General features: G+C 71.0%; 15 protein-coding genes and 2 riboswitches. Of the genes, 8 read left to right on the forward strand and 7 right to left on the reverse strand.

Features of this window, described 5'->3' with window-relative positions:
• Positions 1-215: 215 nt before the first annotated feature.
• Positions 216-1,841 (reverse strand): peptide ABC transporter substrate-binding protein, encoded by a 1,626-nt coding sequence (locus tag ACVKXF_RS14825; protein ID WP_123313321.1) that lies wholly within the window; start codon positions 1,839-1,841, stop codon positions 216-218.
• A gap of 305 nt (positions 1,842-2,146) precedes the next feature.
• Between ACVKXF_RS14825 and ACVKXF_RS14830 the strand changes: the two genes are divergently transcribed.
• Complete coding sequence (locus ACVKXF_RS14830; RefSeq protein WP_456796194.1) at positions 2,147-4,135, forward strand: prolyl oligopeptidase family serine peptidase; 1,989 nt, start codon at positions 2,147-2,149, stop codon at positions 4,133-4,135.
• 84 nt (positions 4,136-4,219) lie between these two features.
• Here the strand turns inward: ACVKXF_RS14830 and gcvP are convergent, their stop codons facing one another.
• Genes gcvP through gcvT form a run of 3 tightly spaced genes read right to left on the reverse strand, consistent with a single transcriptional unit; the run spans position 4,220 to position 8,656 of the window.
• Entirely contained in the window at positions 4,220-7,159 is a 2,940-nt protein-coding gene (gcvP, locus tag ACVKXF_RS14835) for an aminomethyl-transferring glycine dehydrogenase (RefSeq protein WP_456796195.1), read from the reverse strand.
• Entirely contained in the window at positions 7,156-7,533 is a 378-nt protein-coding gene (gcvH, locus tag ACVKXF_RS14840) for a glycine cleavage system protein GcvH (protein WP_123313318.1), read from the reverse strand. Before gcvH ends, gcvP begins: the two co-directional genes overlap by 4 nt.
• Positions 7,534-7,537: 4 nt before the next feature.
• Positions 7,538-8,656 (reverse strand): glycine cleavage system aminomethyltransferase GcvT, encoded by a 1,119-nt coding sequence (gene gcvT / locus ACVKXF_RS14845; protein ID WP_456796196.1) that lies wholly within the window; start codon positions 8,654-8,656, stop codon positions 7,538-7,540.
• A 49-nt stretch (positions 8,657-8,705) separates the two neighbouring features.
• Positions 8,706-8,807: riboswitch (glycine riboswitch) on the reverse strand.
• Positions 8,808-8,961, reverse strand: a riboswitch (glycine riboswitch). It abuts the riboswitch before it with no gap.
• Between the two features lie 96 nt (positions 8,962-9,057).
• Between gcvT and ACVKXF_RS14850 the strand changes: the two genes are divergently transcribed.
• From ACVKXF_RS14850 to ACVKXF_RS14865, 4 genes are read left to right on the forward strand one after another with little or no spacing between them, the layout of a single operon-like run.
• Positions 9,058-9,432, forward strand: coding sequence for a BlaI/MecI/CopY family transcriptional regulator (locus tag ACVKXF_RS14850; RefSeq protein ID WP_111084962.1), 375 nt, complete (start codon positions 9,058-9,060; stop codon positions 9,430-9,432).
• Between the two features lie 13 nt (positions 9,433-9,445).
• Positions 9,446-10,183, forward strand: a complete 738-nt coding sequence (locus tag ACVKXF_RS14855) for a M48 family metalloprotease (protein WP_123313316.1) — start codon at positions 9,446-9,448, stop codon at positions 10,181-10,183.
• A 40-nt stretch (positions 10,184-10,223) separates the two neighbouring features.
• Positions 10,224-10,706, forward strand: coding sequence for an FBP domain-containing protein (locus ACVKXF_RS14860; protein ID WP_123673093.1), 483 nt, complete (start codon positions 10,224-10,226; stop codon positions 10,704-10,706).
• Entirely contained in the window at positions 10,703-10,957 is a 255-nt protein-coding gene (locus tag ACVKXF_RS14865; RefSeq protein WP_111084959.1) for a hypothetical protein, read from the forward strand. Before ACVKXF_RS14860 ends, ACVKXF_RS14865 begins: the two co-directional genes overlap by 4 nt.
• Before the next feature lie 40 nt (positions 10,958-10,997).
• On the opposite strand, the gene ACVKXF_RS14870 is transcribed toward ACVKXF_RS14865, so the two are convergent.
• Positions 10,998-11,882 carry a LysR substrate-binding domain-containing protein gene (locus ACVKXF_RS14870; RefSeq protein WP_456796197.1) on the reverse strand — a complete coding sequence of 295 codons (885 nt, stop codon included), beginning with the start codon at positions 11,880-11,882 and terminating at the stop codon, positions 10,998-11,000.
• A gap of 68 nt (positions 11,883-11,950) precedes the next feature.
• Between ACVKXF_RS14870 and ACVKXF_RS14875 the strand changes: the two genes are divergently transcribed.
• Together ACVKXF_RS14875 and ACVKXF_RS14880 are read left to right on the forward strand one after the other, a co-directional pair.
• Complete coding sequence (locus ACVKXF_RS14875) at positions 11,951-12,439, forward strand: GNAT family N-acetyltransferase (RefSeq protein WP_456796198.1); 489 nt, start codon at positions 11,951-11,953, stop codon at positions 12,437-12,439.
• Between the two features lie 50 nt (positions 12,440-12,489).
• Positions 12,490-12,675: a hypothetical protein gene (locus tag ACVKXF_RS14880; protein ID WP_123313312.1), complete on the forward strand. Its 186-nt coding sequence runs from the start codon at positions 12,490-12,492 to the stop codon at positions 12,673-12,675.
• A gap of 30 nt (positions 12,676-12,705) precedes the next feature.
• Here the strand turns inward: ACVKXF_RS14880 and ACVKXF_RS14885 are convergent, their stop codons facing one another.
• Positions 12,706-13,473, reverse strand: a complete 768-nt coding sequence (locus ACVKXF_RS14885) for a DUF2087 domain-containing protein (protein ID WP_456796199.1) — start codon at positions 13,471-13,473, stop codon at positions 12,706-12,708.
• A 179-nt stretch (positions 13,474-13,652) separates the two neighbouring features.
• Here ACVKXF_RS14885 and ACVKXF_RS14890 point away from each other — a divergent pair, with 179 nt between their 5' ends.
• The gene (locus tag ACVKXF_RS14890; RefSeq protein WP_456796200.1) at positions 13,653-14,429 is read left to right on the forward strand and encodes a class I SAM-dependent methyltransferase; all 777 of its coding nucleotides are present in this window, start codon (positions 13,653-13,655) and stop codon (positions 14,427-14,429) included.
• Positions 14,430-14,467: 38 nt separating this feature from the next.
• Here the strand turns inward: ACVKXF_RS14890 and ACVKXF_RS14895 are convergent, their stop codons facing one another.
• Entirely contained in the window at positions 14,468-15,655 is a 1,188-nt protein-coding gene (locus tag ACVKXF_RS14895; RefSeq protein WP_456796202.1) for a MalY/PatB family protein, read from the reverse strand.
• Between the last annotated feature and the right edge of the window lie 74 nt (positions 15,656-15,729).

Consider the following 15,729-nt stretch of genomic DNA (forward strand, 5'->3'; position numbering starts at 1 on the left):
CTGCCCGCGCTCCGCCAGCACGACGCGGCGGTCGTCCGGTGACCGGGGGAGTCGAGGGGGGGGGGGGCCCCCCGCGCGGGGGGGCGGGGGGGGGGGGGGGGGTGGGGGGGGGGGGGGGGGGGGGGGGGGGGGGCCCGGGGGGCCCCCCCCCCCCCCCCGTCCGGTGGTCGCGAGGCAGGATACCTGCTCGCGCTTTGGTCTCTGGGAGACCTAGATCAGTTCTTGACCTCGATGTCGTAGTACAGCGGCACCGAGTTCCAACCGAACTTCACGTTGGACACGTTGTCCGCGTTCCAGACACCGGTGACGTTCGAGTACCAGAGCGGGATCTCCGGGAGGTCCTTGAACAGGAGCTCCTGGGCCTGGTCGAAGGCCTTGTTGCCCTCTTCGACCGTGGCGGCCGAACGGCCCTCGGCGAGCAGCTCGTTGTACTCCTTGGAGTCGTACCGCGAGTAGTTGTTCGACGAGCCCTCACCCATGGTCGGGCCGAGGAAGTTGTACAGCGACGGGTAGTCGGCCTGCCAACCGGTGCGGCTGCCGCCCGTGAGCTTGTCGTTCGTCTGAAGGTCCAGGGCTTCCTGGAACGTCGGGATCGCGTTGCCCTCGGCCTTGATGCCGAGCGTGTTCGAGATCGAGTTCGTGACCGCGGTCACCCACGCCTCGTGCCCACCGTCGGCGTTGTACGTGATGGTGAGGGTGTCGTCGTACTTCGAGATCTTGTCGGCCTCGGCCCAGAGCTTCTTGGCCTCGGACTCGTTGTAGTCCAGGACGTCGGAGCCGTCGAGGTCGTCGTTCCAGCCCGCGATGACCGGCGACGTGAAGTCCTTCGCCGGGGTGCGCGTGCCGTCGAAGATCTTGTCGGTGATCTGCTTGCGGTTGATGGCCATCGAGACGGCCTCACGACGCAGCGTGCCTTCCTCGCCCTTCCAGTGGTCGAGGTAGTACGGCAGGTAGATCGCCTGGAAGATGGCGGCCGGCTGGTTGACGTTCGAGTCCGGGAAGTCGGACTTGTAGGTCTTGAAGGCGCTGTCCGGCACGGCGTCGAGGACGTCGAGGTTGCCGCCCTGCGCGTCGGAGTACGCGGTGTCCTGCGAGGCGTAGAACGTGATCGTCAGACCACCGTTCTTCGGCTTGCGCTTGCCCTCGTAGTCCTTGTTGGTGACGAGCTTGATGGACTGGTTGTGCGTCCAGGCCTTCTTGCCGTCGAGCTTGTACGGACCGTTGCCGATCGGGTTCTCACCGAACGCCTTGGTGTCGTCGTAGAACGAGGACGGCAGCGGCACGAAGGCCGAGTAGCCGAGCGACAGCGGGAAGTCCGACTGGGCCGACTTCAGCGTGACGGTGAACTCGTCGTCGTCGACGACCTTGAGGCCCGTGAGCTCCGAGTCCTTGTCGGCGTTGTAGCCCTCGATGTTCTCGAAGAAGTAGCTGGCGCCCTGGGCGTTCGACTTCTGGGCTGCCCAGTTCCACGCCTTGGTGAACGACTCGGCCGTGACCTTCTCGCCGTTCGTGAAGGTGTAGTTGGTGTTCAGCGTGATGTCGAACGTCTTCGAGTCATCGGTGTCGATGCTCTTGGCGACCTCGTTGACCGGCTTGCCGTCGGCGTCGTACGAGACGAGGCCTTCGAAGAGCGAGTCGATGATCTTGCCGCCACCGGTCTCGGTGGTGTTCGACGGGATCAGCGGGTTCTGGGGTTCGCTGCCGTTGGTGGTGACGATCCCGGACGCGTTCGCCGAGCCCGAGCCACCCCCGTCGGAGCTGTTGCTGGAGCAGGCGGTCAGGGCGAGTGCTGTGGCCCCGAGCACGGCGAGGGCGGAAAGCCCGGCGCGCTTCTTGATCAAGGTTCCTCCTGGTGCATGGGACGCGCAGGGCACAGCGGTGTCGCCCGGGCGCGTTTGACATCTGCACTGTAGGCAAGGTGGACAGCAGCCTCCAAACCCTGGAGCGAACGGTTACAAGCCGGTAACCAACTTGCACGATCCTTGCGAGAGGATGCAAGATTCGCGCGCTCGCTGAACGCCCTCGCGCTTTTGTTGCATCTGCATGAAATTCGTTGCACTGCGACACAGTTCTGTGCAAGGAACACCTGTCACGAGTCCCCCTCAGGACCCGGGCATCCACCCTCCCCCAGCCGTACCGTGAACACGTGCTCGCGAACGACATCCCCCATCTCCACGTCCCCTTCTCCCCCTCCGTGAGCGGTGATCCCGGGAACACCGGAGCGGCCTTCGTCGCGGTCTCCCGTCCGGACCTCGAGCAGGACGCCTCCCGCAGCACCATCGAGCGCGTGACCGCTGCGGGCGCGGTCCGCTGGACCTCCGGCGACCGCGACTCGTCACCGGTCCTGTCCCCGGACGGGCTCGCGCTCGCGTTCCTCCGGTCGGTCGAGGACGACCGCGGGGTCGCGCACCCGCAGCTCGCCGTGGCACCGGTGCACGGCGGCGAGGCCCGCATCGTCACCGCCCTGCCGCTCGGCGCCGGCGACCCGGTCTGGTCGCCCGACTCGACGCGGGTCGCGGTCACCGCACGCTTCCCCGAACCGGGCCGCTACGGCTCGACGGTCCCCGGTGCCGACCGTCGTCCGGCACCGAACGCCGAGGCACCCCGGCTCGTCTCCCGGCTCGACTTCCACGTCGACGGCACCGGGTACCTGCTCGACAAGCTGCAGCAGATCGTGGTCGTCGACGTCACCGACCCCGCCGCGGCGCCGGTGGACGCCCCGCTGACGAGTGCGCCGGGCTCGGTCTCCGCTCCGGCCTGGTACCCCGACGGCGGCGCGCTCCTCGTCGTGGCCCCGCGTGACCTCGGTGCACGCGAGACCCACGACGACGACCTGTACCGCGTCGACGCGTCCGACGGCACGATGACGCTCGCGATCCGGACCGAGGGCTCCGTCAGCGCGATCGCGACGGCCCCGGACGGCACCGTGTACTACATCGGGGCGTCGCACCTCGACGGCCGCCTGGTCGCCGAACCCGAGGGCCTCTGGGTCGCGGCGCACGGCTCCGATCCGATCCGACTGACCGCACGGGCAACGGTCGACGTCACCGGAACGCCGGTGCTCCACCGCGGAGACGTCCTCGTCGCGGTACTCGACCGCGGGACCGTCACCGTGCGTCGTGTCCCCGCCGGAACGACGGCGCCGCTCCAGCTCGACGAGCTCGGGGTCGTCCTCGGGGGCCGTCTGGTCGTCTCGGGCTTCGACGTCGACGGGGACGTCCTGGTCGCCACGGCGGCCACGACGGACTCGCCCGGCGAGGTGCACGTGGTCGACCTCGCGGCATCCGACGATGCGTTGCCGACGGTCATCACCGACTACGCGGCTCCGCTCCGGTCGGAGGCGTCCGCCCCCGGTGTCCGCCGCATCGAGGAGCTCACGGGCACCGCTGCCGACGGCACCCCGGTGCACGGCTGGGTCGTCCTGCCCGAGGGCGACGGCCCGCACCCCGTCCTCCGGGTGGTGCACGGCGGACCGTTCGGCCAGGACACCTGGACGTTCTTCGACGAGGCGCAGGTGTACGCCAGTGCCGGGTACGCCGTCGTCATCGGCAACCCGCGCGGGTCTGCCGGCTACGGCCTCGACCACGGCCGCGCGGTCATCGGTGCGATGGGCACCGTCGACGTCGACGACGTGCTCGCCCTGCTCGACGCGGCGCTCGAGCGCCCCGACCTCGACGCGGCCCGCGTCGGCATCATGGGCGGCTCGTACGGCGGGTTCATGACGAGCTGGGTCGCCGCCCACCACGGTGACCGGTTCGTCGCCGCGTGGAGCGAACGCGCCGTGAACGCGTGGGACTCGTTCGCGGGCAGCTCAGACATCGGCTGGTACTTCGCCGACGCCTACGTCGGCGCCGACCCCGAGGAGCAGCGTCGCCGGAGCCCGCTGACGTACGCCGCGCAGGTCACGATCCCGTTCATGGTCGCGCACTCGGAAGCGGACTGGCGCTGCCCGATCGAGCAGGGGCAGCGCCAGTTCGTCGCGCTCCGGCGCGCCGGGGTCGACGCGTCGTTCCTCGTGTTCCCGGGCGAGGGCCACGAGCTCTCCCGCTCCGGCTCGCCGTGGCACCGCGTGCAGCGGTTCGAGCACGTCCTCGCGTGGTGGGCGGAGCACCTGCCCGTCACACCGGTCGCGTGACCTGACCGAGGGATGACGGGAGGCCCGTGGCGGATCCGCCACGGGCCTGCCGTCGTCTCGGTGGTGCGTCGAGGACGCGGGTCGCTACGCGAACGCCTCCACCGGCGGGCAGGCGCACACCAGGTTGCGGTCGCCGTACGCCTGGTCGATCCGGCGGACCGGCGGCCAGTACTTGCGGCCGCTGATGCCGGGCAGCGGGTAGACGGCCTGCTCGCGGGTGTAGGCGTGCGCCCACTCCCCCGAGATCACCGACGACGCCGTGTGCGGGGCGTGCACGAGCGGGTTGTCGTCCGCCGGCCACTCCCCGCGCTCGACCGCCGCGGCCTCGGCCCGGATCGCGAGCATGGCGTCGACGAAGCGGTCGAGCTCGGCCAGGTCCTCGCTCTCCGTCGGCTCCACCATCAGGGTGCCGGCGACCGGGAACGACATGGTCGGGGCGTGGAAGCCGTAGTCGACCAGACGCTTCGCGACGTCGTCCACGGTGATGCCGGTGGTGTCGCGCAGGGGCCGCAGGTCGAGGATGCACTCGTGCGCCACGAGCCCGTCGTCGCCCGTGTAGAGCACCGGGAACGCGTCGCGCAGTCGCGCCGCGATGTAGTTCGCCCCGAGCACGGCGGCTTCGGTCGCACGGGTGAGGCCCTCGAGCCCCATCATCCGGACGTAGGTCCAGGTGATGGGCAGGATGCTCGGGCTGCCGTACGGGGCCGCGCTGACCGGGCCACCGGCGTGCGCCAGTCGGCCGTCGGCGTCGGCCGCGGTCGAGCCGGGCCGGCGGTCGGCCTGCTGCGCGAACGGGTGCCCCGGCAGGTAGGGCGCGAGGTGCGCCTTCGCCGCCACCGGACCGACACCCGGTCCGCCGCCGCCGTGCGGGATGCAGAAGGTCTTGTGCAGGTTGAGGTGCGAGACGTCGCCGCCGAAGTCGCCGAAGCGGGCGTGGCCGAGCAGCGCGTTGAGGTTCGCGCCGTCGACGTAGACCTGCCCGCCGGCGTCGTGCACGGCGTCGCAGATCTCGCGGATGTCGTGCTCGTACACGCCGTGGGTCGACGGGTACGTGATCATCAGCGCCGCGAGGGTGTCGGCGTGCTGTTCCGTCTTCGCGCGGAGGTCGGCGAGGTCGACGTTGCCGTTCTCGTCGCAGGCGACCACGACGACCTTCATGCCGGCGAGGACCGCCGACGCGGCGTTCGTGCCGTGCGCGCTCGACGGGATCAGGCAGACGGTGCGCTCGGCGTCGCCGTTGGCCTGGTGGTACCCGCGGATCGCGAGGAGCCCGGCGAGTTCGCCCTGGCTGCCGGCGTTCGGCTGCAGGGACACGGTGTCGTACCCGGTGACCTCGGCCAGCCAGGACTCGAGGTCACCGATCATGTCGAGGTAGCCCTCGACGTCACCGCGCGGCGCGAACGGGTGGATGTTCGCGAACTCCGGCCACGTCACGGCCGCCATCTCGGTCGCCGCGTTGAGCTTCATCGTGCAGCTGCCGAGCGGGATCATGCCGCGGTCGAGCGCGTAGTCCTTGTCCGCCAGGTGCTTCAGGTACCGCATCATGCGGGTCTCGCTGCGGTGTGCGCTGAACACGGGGTGCGTCAGGTACTCGCTCTCGCGCTGCAGCCCGGCCGGGAGGCCCGTGGCCGCGTCACGCACGGCAGCCTCGGTCGCGGGGACGGTCACGTCCACGGCCCCGAACACGCCCGCCAGTCGGGCGACGTCGTCGGGCGTGGTCGTCTCGTCGACGGAGAGCTGGAACACGTCCTCGTCCACCTGGTGCAGCAGGAAGTCCGCGTCCTGCGCTGCGGCGACGAGCGCCCCGGCGCGACCGGTGGCCCGCAGGGTGAGCGTGTCGAAGAACGCGTCGTGCACCACCTGGAGGCCGGCGTCACGGGCGACCGCGGCGAGCGCCGACGTCGTCCGGGCGACCCGGTTCGCGATGAACCGCAGCCCCTCGGGTCCGTGGTACACGGCGTACATCGAGGCCATGACGGCGAGCAGGACCTGCGCGGTGCAGATGTTGCTCGTCGCCTTCTCGCGGCGGATGTGCTGCTCGCGGGTCTGCAGGCTGAGGCGGTAGGCCATCGCACCGTCGGCGTCGAAGGACACCCCGACCAGGCGACCGGGCAGCTGGCGCTCGAGTCCGGCGCGGACGGCGAGGTACCCGGCGTGCGGGCCGCCGAACCCGAGCGGGACGCCGAAGCGCTGGCTCGTCCCCACTGCGACGTCGGCGCCGAGGTCGCCGGGGCTGGCGAGCAGGGTCATGGCGAGCAGGTCGGCCGCGACGACGGCGATGCCGCCCCCGGCGTGCACGCGCTCGATGATCGACGACGGGTCGACGATCCGGCCGGAGGCACCGGGGTACTGCACGATCACGCCGAAGGCGCCGTCGAGCTGCTCGTCGGTCGGTCCGGCGACGGGGTCGAATGCACGCAGCGTGATGCCGACGGCGTCCGCGCGGTGGTCGAGCAGCGCGCGGGTCTGCGGCAGCAGCTCGTCGTCGACCAGGAACGCGTCGCCCTTCACCTTGGACGCGCGGCGGGCGAGGAGCATTCCCTCGACCACGGCGGTGCCCTCGTCGAGCATCGAGGCACCGGCGGTGGCCATGCCCGTCAGGTCGGAGACCATCGTCTGGAAGTTGATGAGCGCTTCGAGCCGGCCCTGGGAGATCTCCGGCTGGTACGGCGTGTAGGCCGTGTACCAGCTCGGGTTCTCGAGCACGTTCCGCTGGATCACCGCGGGCGTGTGGGTGCCGTGGTAGCCGAGGCCGATCATGGCGCGGCGGACGGTGTTGCGTCCGGCCTTCGCCCGCAGTTCGGCGAGCGCCTCGGTCTCACCGACGGCGGCGGGGATCACCGAGTCGGTGACGGGTGCCGCGTGGATCGACTCGGGGATCGCGGCGCGGACCAGGGCGTCGAGCGACGTCTGGCCGATCGTGTCGAGCATGGTCTGCTGGTCAGCCGGGGTGGTGCCGATGTGGCGGTCGGCGAAGGAGGTCTGCAGGTTCTGGAACACCTGCTGGTCGTCGGGGCCGGTCATGCGATGGACGCCCGGTACGCGTCGTGGTCCATCAGGTCCTCGGGGAACGAGGTGCCCTCGACCTTGATCTTCACGAGCCAGCCGGTGCCGAACGGGTCCTGGTTGACGGTGTCGGGGGCGTCGACCACGGCGTCGTTGACCGCGATGACCTCGCCCTCGATCGGCGCGAACAGCTCGCCGACGCTCTTGGTGGACTCGATCTCGCCGATCTGCGCGCCGGCGGTGGTGGCGGTGCCGACGGCGGGGAGTTCGACGTAGACGACGTCACCGAGCTGCTCGGCGGCGTGGTCGGTGATGCCGACGGTGACGGTGTCGCCCTCGACGAGGAGCCACTCGTGGTCGGCCGTGTACTGGAGTGCGGTCTGGTCGGTCATGACATCAGCCTTTCGAGGCGCGGCGGTAGAAGGGGAACGCGGTGACGGTGCTGGGGATGGCCGTCCCGCGGACGTCGATGTGCAGGAGTTGTCCCTCGGCGGAGAGCGCGGGGTCGACGAAGGCCATCGCGACGGGGTGGCCGAGGGTCGGTGAGAGAGCACCCGAGGTGACGGTGCCGACGACCGTGCCGTCGTGCACGACGTCGTAGCCGGCACGTGGGGCGCGGCGCCCCTCGGTGACGAGCCCGACGAGCACGCGGGCGTCGTCCGTCGGCGCGACACCGGCCGCGCCGACGAAGTCGCCGGTCTTCGCGACCACGCGGCCGAGTCCGGCCTGGGCGGGGCGCACGTCGGTGCTGAGCTCGTGCCCGTACAGCGGCATGCCGGCCTCGAGCCGCAGGGTGTCGCGTGCAGCGAGTCCGGCGGGGACGACACCGCGGTCGGCGCCGGCCTCGAGCAGCGCGTCCCAGATCGCCGGGGCGACCTCGGGGGCGCAGTACAGCTCGAAGCCGTCCTCGCCGGTGTACCCGGTGCGGGCGACGAGCACCTCGGAGCCGTCGAACACGGCGTGCAGGGCGCGGTAGTAGCCGAGGTCGTCGAGGGGGCTCTCCGGCTGCAGGCGGTCGGCGACGACGAGGGCGTCGAGCGTGCCGGCTGCCGCTGGGCCCTGGATCGCGACGAGTGCGGTGCTGTCCGAGTCGTCCGACACCGCGACGTCGAAGCCGTCGGTGCGCTCGGACAGCGCGGCGACGGCGACCTCGCGGTTCGAGGCGTTCGCGACGACGAGGAACACGTCGTCGTCGGTGCGGTACACGACGAGGTCGTCGAGGATCCCGCCGTCCTCGGCGAGCAGCAGGGAGTACTTCGCGCGGCCGAGCGGCATCGCGCCGAAGGAACCGGCGAGCGCGTGGTCGAGGAAGGCGACGGCGTCCGGACCGGTCACCCCGATCTCGGCCATGTGCGACAGGTCGAAGACCCCGGCCGACTGTCGGACGGCGTGGTGCTCGGCGAGGTCGGACGAGTAGCGCACGGGCATGCGGTACCCGGCGAAGTCGGTGAAGGTCGCACCGGCGGCTTCGTGCGCGGGTTCGAGCGGGGACGAACGCAGTGGCGTCGGACTCATGGCGGAGTTCTCCTGGCATCAGCAGGGCCCGGCGACGATCGCCGGGTGGAACTCCCCCTCTGTCATGGGCCTGAGAGTTTCACCGCGGCCCGTGAGGTCCGGCGGCTTTCACCGTGGGCGAGACGACTGAGCGTCTGCTTTTCAGAGTGGCCTGTCCGCTGCGGTGTGGGACCTGAGAGATTGACGGGGGGATTGCTCCTTCGGTGCCGTGCGTGCGCCCGAGGGCACGATGTGCCCATGGGCACGATGTGCCCATGGGCACGATGTACCCGTGGGCGCTGCACGGCGTCTCCCGCGACGGATGAGCGGCCGGTGTGTTCAGTTGTCCGCGCCGAGCATACCCAGACCGCGTTACGAACGTGTGTCGCGTGCCGGCCTTCGACATCTCGTAGAATGCGGGGATGGCCGGACAGCGATCACGCCCCAGGGGGCAGCTCGAGCAAGCGGTGCTCGACGCGCTCCGCTCCGTGACCGACGGCCTGACCGCCCGCCAGGTGCTCGACGCTTTCCCGGAGCCCCGTCCGGCACTGACCACGGTGCTCACCGTCCTCGACCGTCTCGGCCGCAAGGGGCAGGTGGAGCGGCAGGAGCACGACGACGCCCCGCTGAGCTTCCGCGCCGTGCACAGTCGCGACGAGCAGACCGCGTCCCTCATGTCGAGTGCGCTCGCCGCCTCGGCCGACCGTGAAGCAGCGTTGCTGCAGTTCACCGGCTCGCTCGCCTCCGACGACCTCGAGGCCCTGCGCCGCGCCCTCGACGCCCGCGCACGTTCCTGACCGGGGTCGCTCCGTGGTCGTCGCCGGCATCGCGCTCATCGTCCTCGCCCTGCTGGTGGTCGTGTTCGCCCCGAGGGTGCTGACCCGGTCCGCCTGGACCATCGACCGCCCGCGCACCGCCCTGGTGTGCTGGTCGCTCGCGGTGCTGCTCGGCGTCGTCGGGTTCGTCGCCGGCATCGCCCTCGTCGTGCTCGCCGACCGCCCGCTCACCGACCTCCTGGGCGGCGACGGTTCCCCCACCCACGGCTTCAACGTCGGCGTCGCACTGCTCGCGGTCATCGCGTTCGTCGTCGCCGTCCGCGTCCGCCCCGGGCCCGAGCACGAGGCCGTCCGCCAGGCCATGCGCTCCGGCGTCGCGCCGCACCGCGAGATCGACGGCACCCCGGTGGCCGTCGTCGACGCGGACCACGCCCTGGCCTGCGCGGTGCCCGGACGGAGCGGCGGTGTGCTGGTCAGCACCGGCCTGGCAGACCGGTTGCGGACGGACGAACTGGAGGCCGTGGTCGCCCACGAGCGCGCCCACCTGACCCAGCACCACGCGGCGGCCGTCGCGGTCGCGGAATCGATCGAGCGTGCGGTCCCGTGGGTGCCCGGTGCGCGCGCCATGGCGCGCTCGACGCGCGTCCTCGTGGAGTTCGCCGCCGACGACGCCGCGGCCCGACGCGTCGGACGCGACGCCCTGCGCCGGGCCGTCCTGGTGGCGGACGAGAGCAGCGCGCTCGGGGCGATCCGCGCCTCCCGACTGTCCTGACGCACCACGTGTCGGGGGCGAGGCATATGGTGATCGGACCGTGAAGCCACTGACCGAAGCCGACATCCGATCCTCGTTCGTCAACGCCACCCCCGACGAGCTCGAGCAGCTGCCGATCCCCGGCCTGCACGAGATGCTCTGGGACGAGCGCGAGTTCCTGGGCTGGCGCGACCCGCAGGCCGCCCGCCGCGGGTACATCGTGTCCTGGATCGACGACCGCCCCGTGGGCATCATCGTCCGGTCCGCGGGCGGCTCCCTCCGCGCCGGCATCGCCGCGATGTGCTCGTTCTGCCACTCCCCGCAGCCGGCGACGCAGGTGCGGCTGTTCTCGGCGCCCCGTGCGGGCGAGGCCGGGCGCAACGGCAACACCATCGGCACCTACATCTGCGAGGACCTCGGGTGCTCGATGCTCATCCGCACCGCGCCCCCGCACCTCAACCCGCCGGCGACCATCGCGATGCGCGGCGCCTCGCTGCTGCAGCGCGTGCAGAACTTCACCGCGGACATCATGAAGTCGGCGTGAGCCGCTTCGGCACCGCCCGCTGGGCGGTTGTCGAGGAGCTCGGCGACGGACGCTGGCGGTTGACCCTTCGCGACGAGGCCGACGACGAGCTCGGTGCGTTCGGCCTCGGGGTCGAGGGGCCGTGGGACCCGGACGTCGAACCCCACGTCGGGTTCGTGCTCGTGCAGCTCGGGCTGACCCTGCGGGGTGCACGGCCGTGGCACGTCGACGAGCTCGGGGACCACCGGGCACCCGTGCTCGCGCTCGGCTGAGCGGAGCGCTTCCCGCCGGGCGTCGCTCAGTCGGCGTCACTCAGTCGGCTTCGACGAAGTTCCGCAGGATCTCGCGGTCGTCGTCGGCACGCATCGCCCACGACAACTCGCTGCGGTGATCGCTGTCGGTCAGCGGCAACAGCACGACGGTGTCCGGTGCGGCGAGCGCGGCGCTCTCCGGAGCGACGGTCACGCCGAGTCCCGCACCAACCAGGTGCAGGACGGTGGCCCAGGTCGTGGCCTCCTGAACGACCACGGGTCGTCGACCGCCGGCCGTGACCGGTGCGAGGTTGCGCTCGGTCGCGAGCGAACCGGCCACGGCGGGGAAGAACACGAACGGCTCGTCCACGAGCTCGGTGCCGCGGATGGCTCGACGATCGGCGAGCCGGTGTCCGCGTGGGACCGCCGCGACGAAGGCCTCGGTCCGGAACGGCAGCAGCCGCACGGCGGGGTCCGGATCCGGGTCGCGCACGACGGCCAGGTCGAGCTCGCCCCGCACGATCCGGGCGAGGAGCGTCGACGAGTAGCCCTCGGTCAGGTCCACACGGACCAGGGGGTAGCGCTCGCGGAACGCCTGCACCCGCTCGATCGGACCGAGGGGCAGCGCCGAGACGACGAACCCGACGTCGAGCCGGCCGGCCTCGCCCCGACCGACCCGGACCGTCTCGTCCAGGTCGCGGCGCACCTGCCCGAGCAACGACCGCGCACGCCCCCGCAGCGTCTGGCCGGCGGCGGTGAGGGCGACGCTGCGGCTCGTGCGGACGAACAGGTCGACGCCGAGTTCGCGCTCAGTGCGGCGGATCTGCTGGGACAGCGCGGGCTGCGCGATGCGAAGGCGCTCGGCAGCGCGGCCGAAGTGCAGTTCGTTGGCCACTGCGAGGAACGCACGGAGCTGGCGGAGGTCGACGTCCGGATCCCGATCCATGCATGCAGCGTATCGATCAACGCGAACGAGTATTGGACGTGACCCCATCCGGATCGCAGGATGGAGCCATGCCCGAAGCGATCTCCACCGTCACCATCGCCGACCTCGCCACCCCCGCCGACGCCGAGGCGTTCCGCGTCCTCAACGAGGCCTGGATCACGCAGTTCTTCGCGCTCGAGGACGAGGACCGCAAGTTCCTCGGCGACCCCGTCGGTCACGTCGTCGAACCCGGCGGGGCCGTCTTCGTCGCGCGACTCGACGACCAGGTGATCGGGTGCATCGGCATCGTGCCGACGACCTCGGGGGTGTTCGAGCTCGTGAAGATGGCCGTCGCGCCCGGTCACCAGGGGCACGGCACCGGTCGGAAGCTCATCGCCGCCGCACTCGACCGCGCCCGGGAGCTCGGCGCGCACCGCATCGACCTCGAGAGCAACGCGCAGTTGGCCAGCGCCGTGCACCTGTACGAGGCGTTCGGCTTCCGGCGCCTGCGCGCCGACGAGCTCGTGCCGAGCCCCTACGTCCGCGCCGACGTGCACATGACGCTCGAGCTGCGCTGACGTTCGAGCTGCACTGACGGCGGACCGGCCCGCTTCGGTACGCTCGCGGCATGGCGACGTACGAGGTACAGGCGGTCCGTGAGCGCGGCGCGTGGCAGGTGTTCATCGACGGCTTCATGGTGACCGAGGTCGACCGCTGGCCGGCTGTCGGCTTCGTGGCCCGCGAGATCCTGGCGATGGACCGCACCGACGACCTGCAGATCCGTGTGGTCGGGCGCAACCAGTACATCGATTGACCCGGGCGCTCACTGGGCCTCGAGGCGACCTCAGCGAGAGAAGCGACCTCTTGCGGCACGCGCGTGCGTCACATCGATCTCGAGCTCGAACGACTCAGGCTCGCGCTCGTTCATCAACGCGAGCCAGTCTCGGGCCATGACCTCGATCTCGCGCTCGCGCTTCGCCTGTGTCCGGACGACGCCGTCGATCGAGATGACCCAGTACTTCGCGTCGCGTTCGGCACGGACGACGTGACGACTCACCGTCGCCTCTTCCTTGGCGCGCACCGTCGGCTTGCGCTTGTACGCACTTCCGGCACGATCTCGATCGACGAGCCCGGCGTCGACCAGGTACCGGCGGAGTACCGCAGGGTCGTCATGGAACGCGCTGAGCCGCGCGTTGACCGCTTGCTCGCTGAGCGTCTCTCCCTCTTCCAGCGCCTGGTCGGCCACCCACCGCAGGAGCTCCATCCGATCTGACGGGCGCGCCGGGTACTGCGCGATCCGCCCATCACGCAAGAACCGGCCGATGCCGTCCGGTCTGTCGGGAGCCTGGGCGCGCAGCGCATTGGAGAAGGGATCGCTCCGCGCGACCAACACGCCGTCCTCCTCCTCGATGAGCCCGATGCGGCGCAGCGCTTCCACCGCTCGTCGAGTCCGCGCCGACTGCTGCACCGTCGGGTCCACGATCGGCGCACGCTCGAGCACGACCTCCGAGTACACGCGTCGTATGTCGTCGTTGGCGAGAGCAGCGAAGATCGGCCGCCAATCCGCCACAGACTCCGTGGTCATCAGAACTCTTCTCCTGCCGCTCGGCATCCGGACGCTGCAAGGCCACAGCCACTCAGGATCGTGCCTTCAAGTCTTCGGACGAGTCTTCCGCGCCGAAATCCGTTCGGTCAAGTTTCAGATGGCGAAATACGTACAGCCCACCTCGGACTCACGTTGGGGATCACCGGTGTTCGTCCCTGCTCCGTCTCGAAGCCAAGATGGACGGCATGAGCACCACCACGTTCGACGACCTGATCGCGATCGGCGAAGCCGCCGACGTCACCGGCTGGGACTTCTCGTGGCTCGACGGCCGCGCCACCGAGGAACGCCCGCCGTGGGGCTACGCGAAGATGCTCGGCGAGCGACTCGGTCGCCTCGCCGGGGTCCCCGGCACCGCCAGCCTCGACGTGCAGACCGGCGGTGGCGAGGTCCTCGCCGAAGCGCCGGCGTTCCCAGCCACCGCGGTGGCGACGGAGTCCTGGGCGCCGAACGTCGCCACCGCCACACGACACCTGCACCCGCGCGGCGTGGTCGTCGTCGCCGACCCCGACGAGCCGCCGCTGCCCTTCGCCGACGGCGCGTTCGACCTCGTGACGAGCCGACACCCGGCCGCGATCCACTGGGACGAGCTCGCACGGGTCCTCGCTCCCGGGGGCACGTACTTCGCCCAGCACGTCGGACCCGCGAGCGTCTTCGAGCTGATCGAGTTCTTCCTCGGCCCGAAGCCCGTCGAGCGGCGCGGCCGGCACCACGACGACGAAGCCGACGCAGCACGTGCCGCCGGACTCGAGATCGTCGAGCTGCGGACCGCGCGGACCCGGATCGAGATCCACGACGTCGCCGCGGTCGTCTACCTGCTCCGCAAGGTGATCTGGTGGGTGCCGGACTTCACCGTCGAGCGGTACCGCGACCGTCTGCTCGACCTGCACGAGCTGATCCAACGGGACGGATCGTTCGTGGCGCACTCGACGCGCCACCTCATCGAGGCGCGCCGACCCGCGTGAGCCGAGCCTGGCCTCCTGGACGCATCACCGCCACGCGCTCACGCGACGTGCCAGACCAACCCCTCCTGCGCACTCGACGGGTACGCCGAGGCGATGCGGAACACGGCCTCGCGCAACGTCTCCGGTGAGCACGCCAGGTTGAGGCGAACGAACCCACGCCCCTCGCTCCCGAACCCGAGCCCGGAGTTCAGCGCGACGTAGGCGTTGTCACGCAGTGGTACGGCCGGGTCGTCACCGAGCCCGATCCCGCGGAAGTCGAGCCACGCCAGGTACCCGGCGCGCGGCCGTGTGTAGACCACACCGGGCAGGTGCTCGGCGAGGAGCTTCGCGAGCAGTCGGTCGTTGGCCACGATCCGTGACACCACCTCGTCGAGCCAGGTGGTCCCGACGGTGAACGCCGCCAGGTTCGCGTGCAGCCCGAGGATGCTCGTGCGGCAGGCGACCTCCTCCCACAGGGTGTCGAGGAGCGCGGCGGTGCGGTCGTCACCGGCGACGATGATCGAGCACTTCACGCCCGCGAGGTTCCACCCCTTGCTCGCCGAGGTCACACAGACGCTGCGGGCTCCGACGGGCTCGGCGACGGCCGCGAACGGGGTGAACTGCACGCCCGGGTGGGTCAGCGGGGCGTGGATCTCGTCGCTGATGACGAGCACGTCGTACTTCGCGGCGAGCTCGGCGATCGCGAGCAGGTCGGCCCGGTCGTGCACGAGTCCGACGGGGTTGTGCGGGTTGCAGAGCAGGAAGACGCCGACCCCGCCGGCGAACGCCCGCTCGAGGCCCTCGAGGTCGAGCCGGTACTGCCCCCACTGCTCGAGCAGCGGGACCTCTTCCACCTGACATCGGGCCTCGTCGACGAGCTCGAAGAACGGCGGGTACACCGGCGGCGTGATCGCGACGCGGCCGCCGTCGGGCAGCGCGAGTCGCAGCGACTCGACGATGCCGACGCTGACGTCGGTGGCCAGGTGGATCCGGGACGGGTCGATCTCCCAGCCCCAGCGGTCGAGGGCGAACTGCGCGAACGCCGGCGCGAGCGGCCCGGGTCCGTCGAGGTAGCCGAGGTCGGACTGCGACACGCGTTCGATCAGGGCCTGCCGGATCTCCGGCGCGACGTCGTGGTCCATCTCGGCGACGAACAGCGGCAGCACGTCGGGCGCGTACCGCGTCCACTTGATGCTCGTCCGGACCCCGCGGAGCGTGCCGACCGGGTCCTGCTCGTCGCTCGCCATGCGTCCCAGCATGCACCGACCGGGAGGCCCGGCGCGAGCCCGCCCGTCATCGAGCGTCGTCTTCCGCGCACCCT

This window comes from Curtobacterium sp. PvP017 (assembly GCF_054060195.1).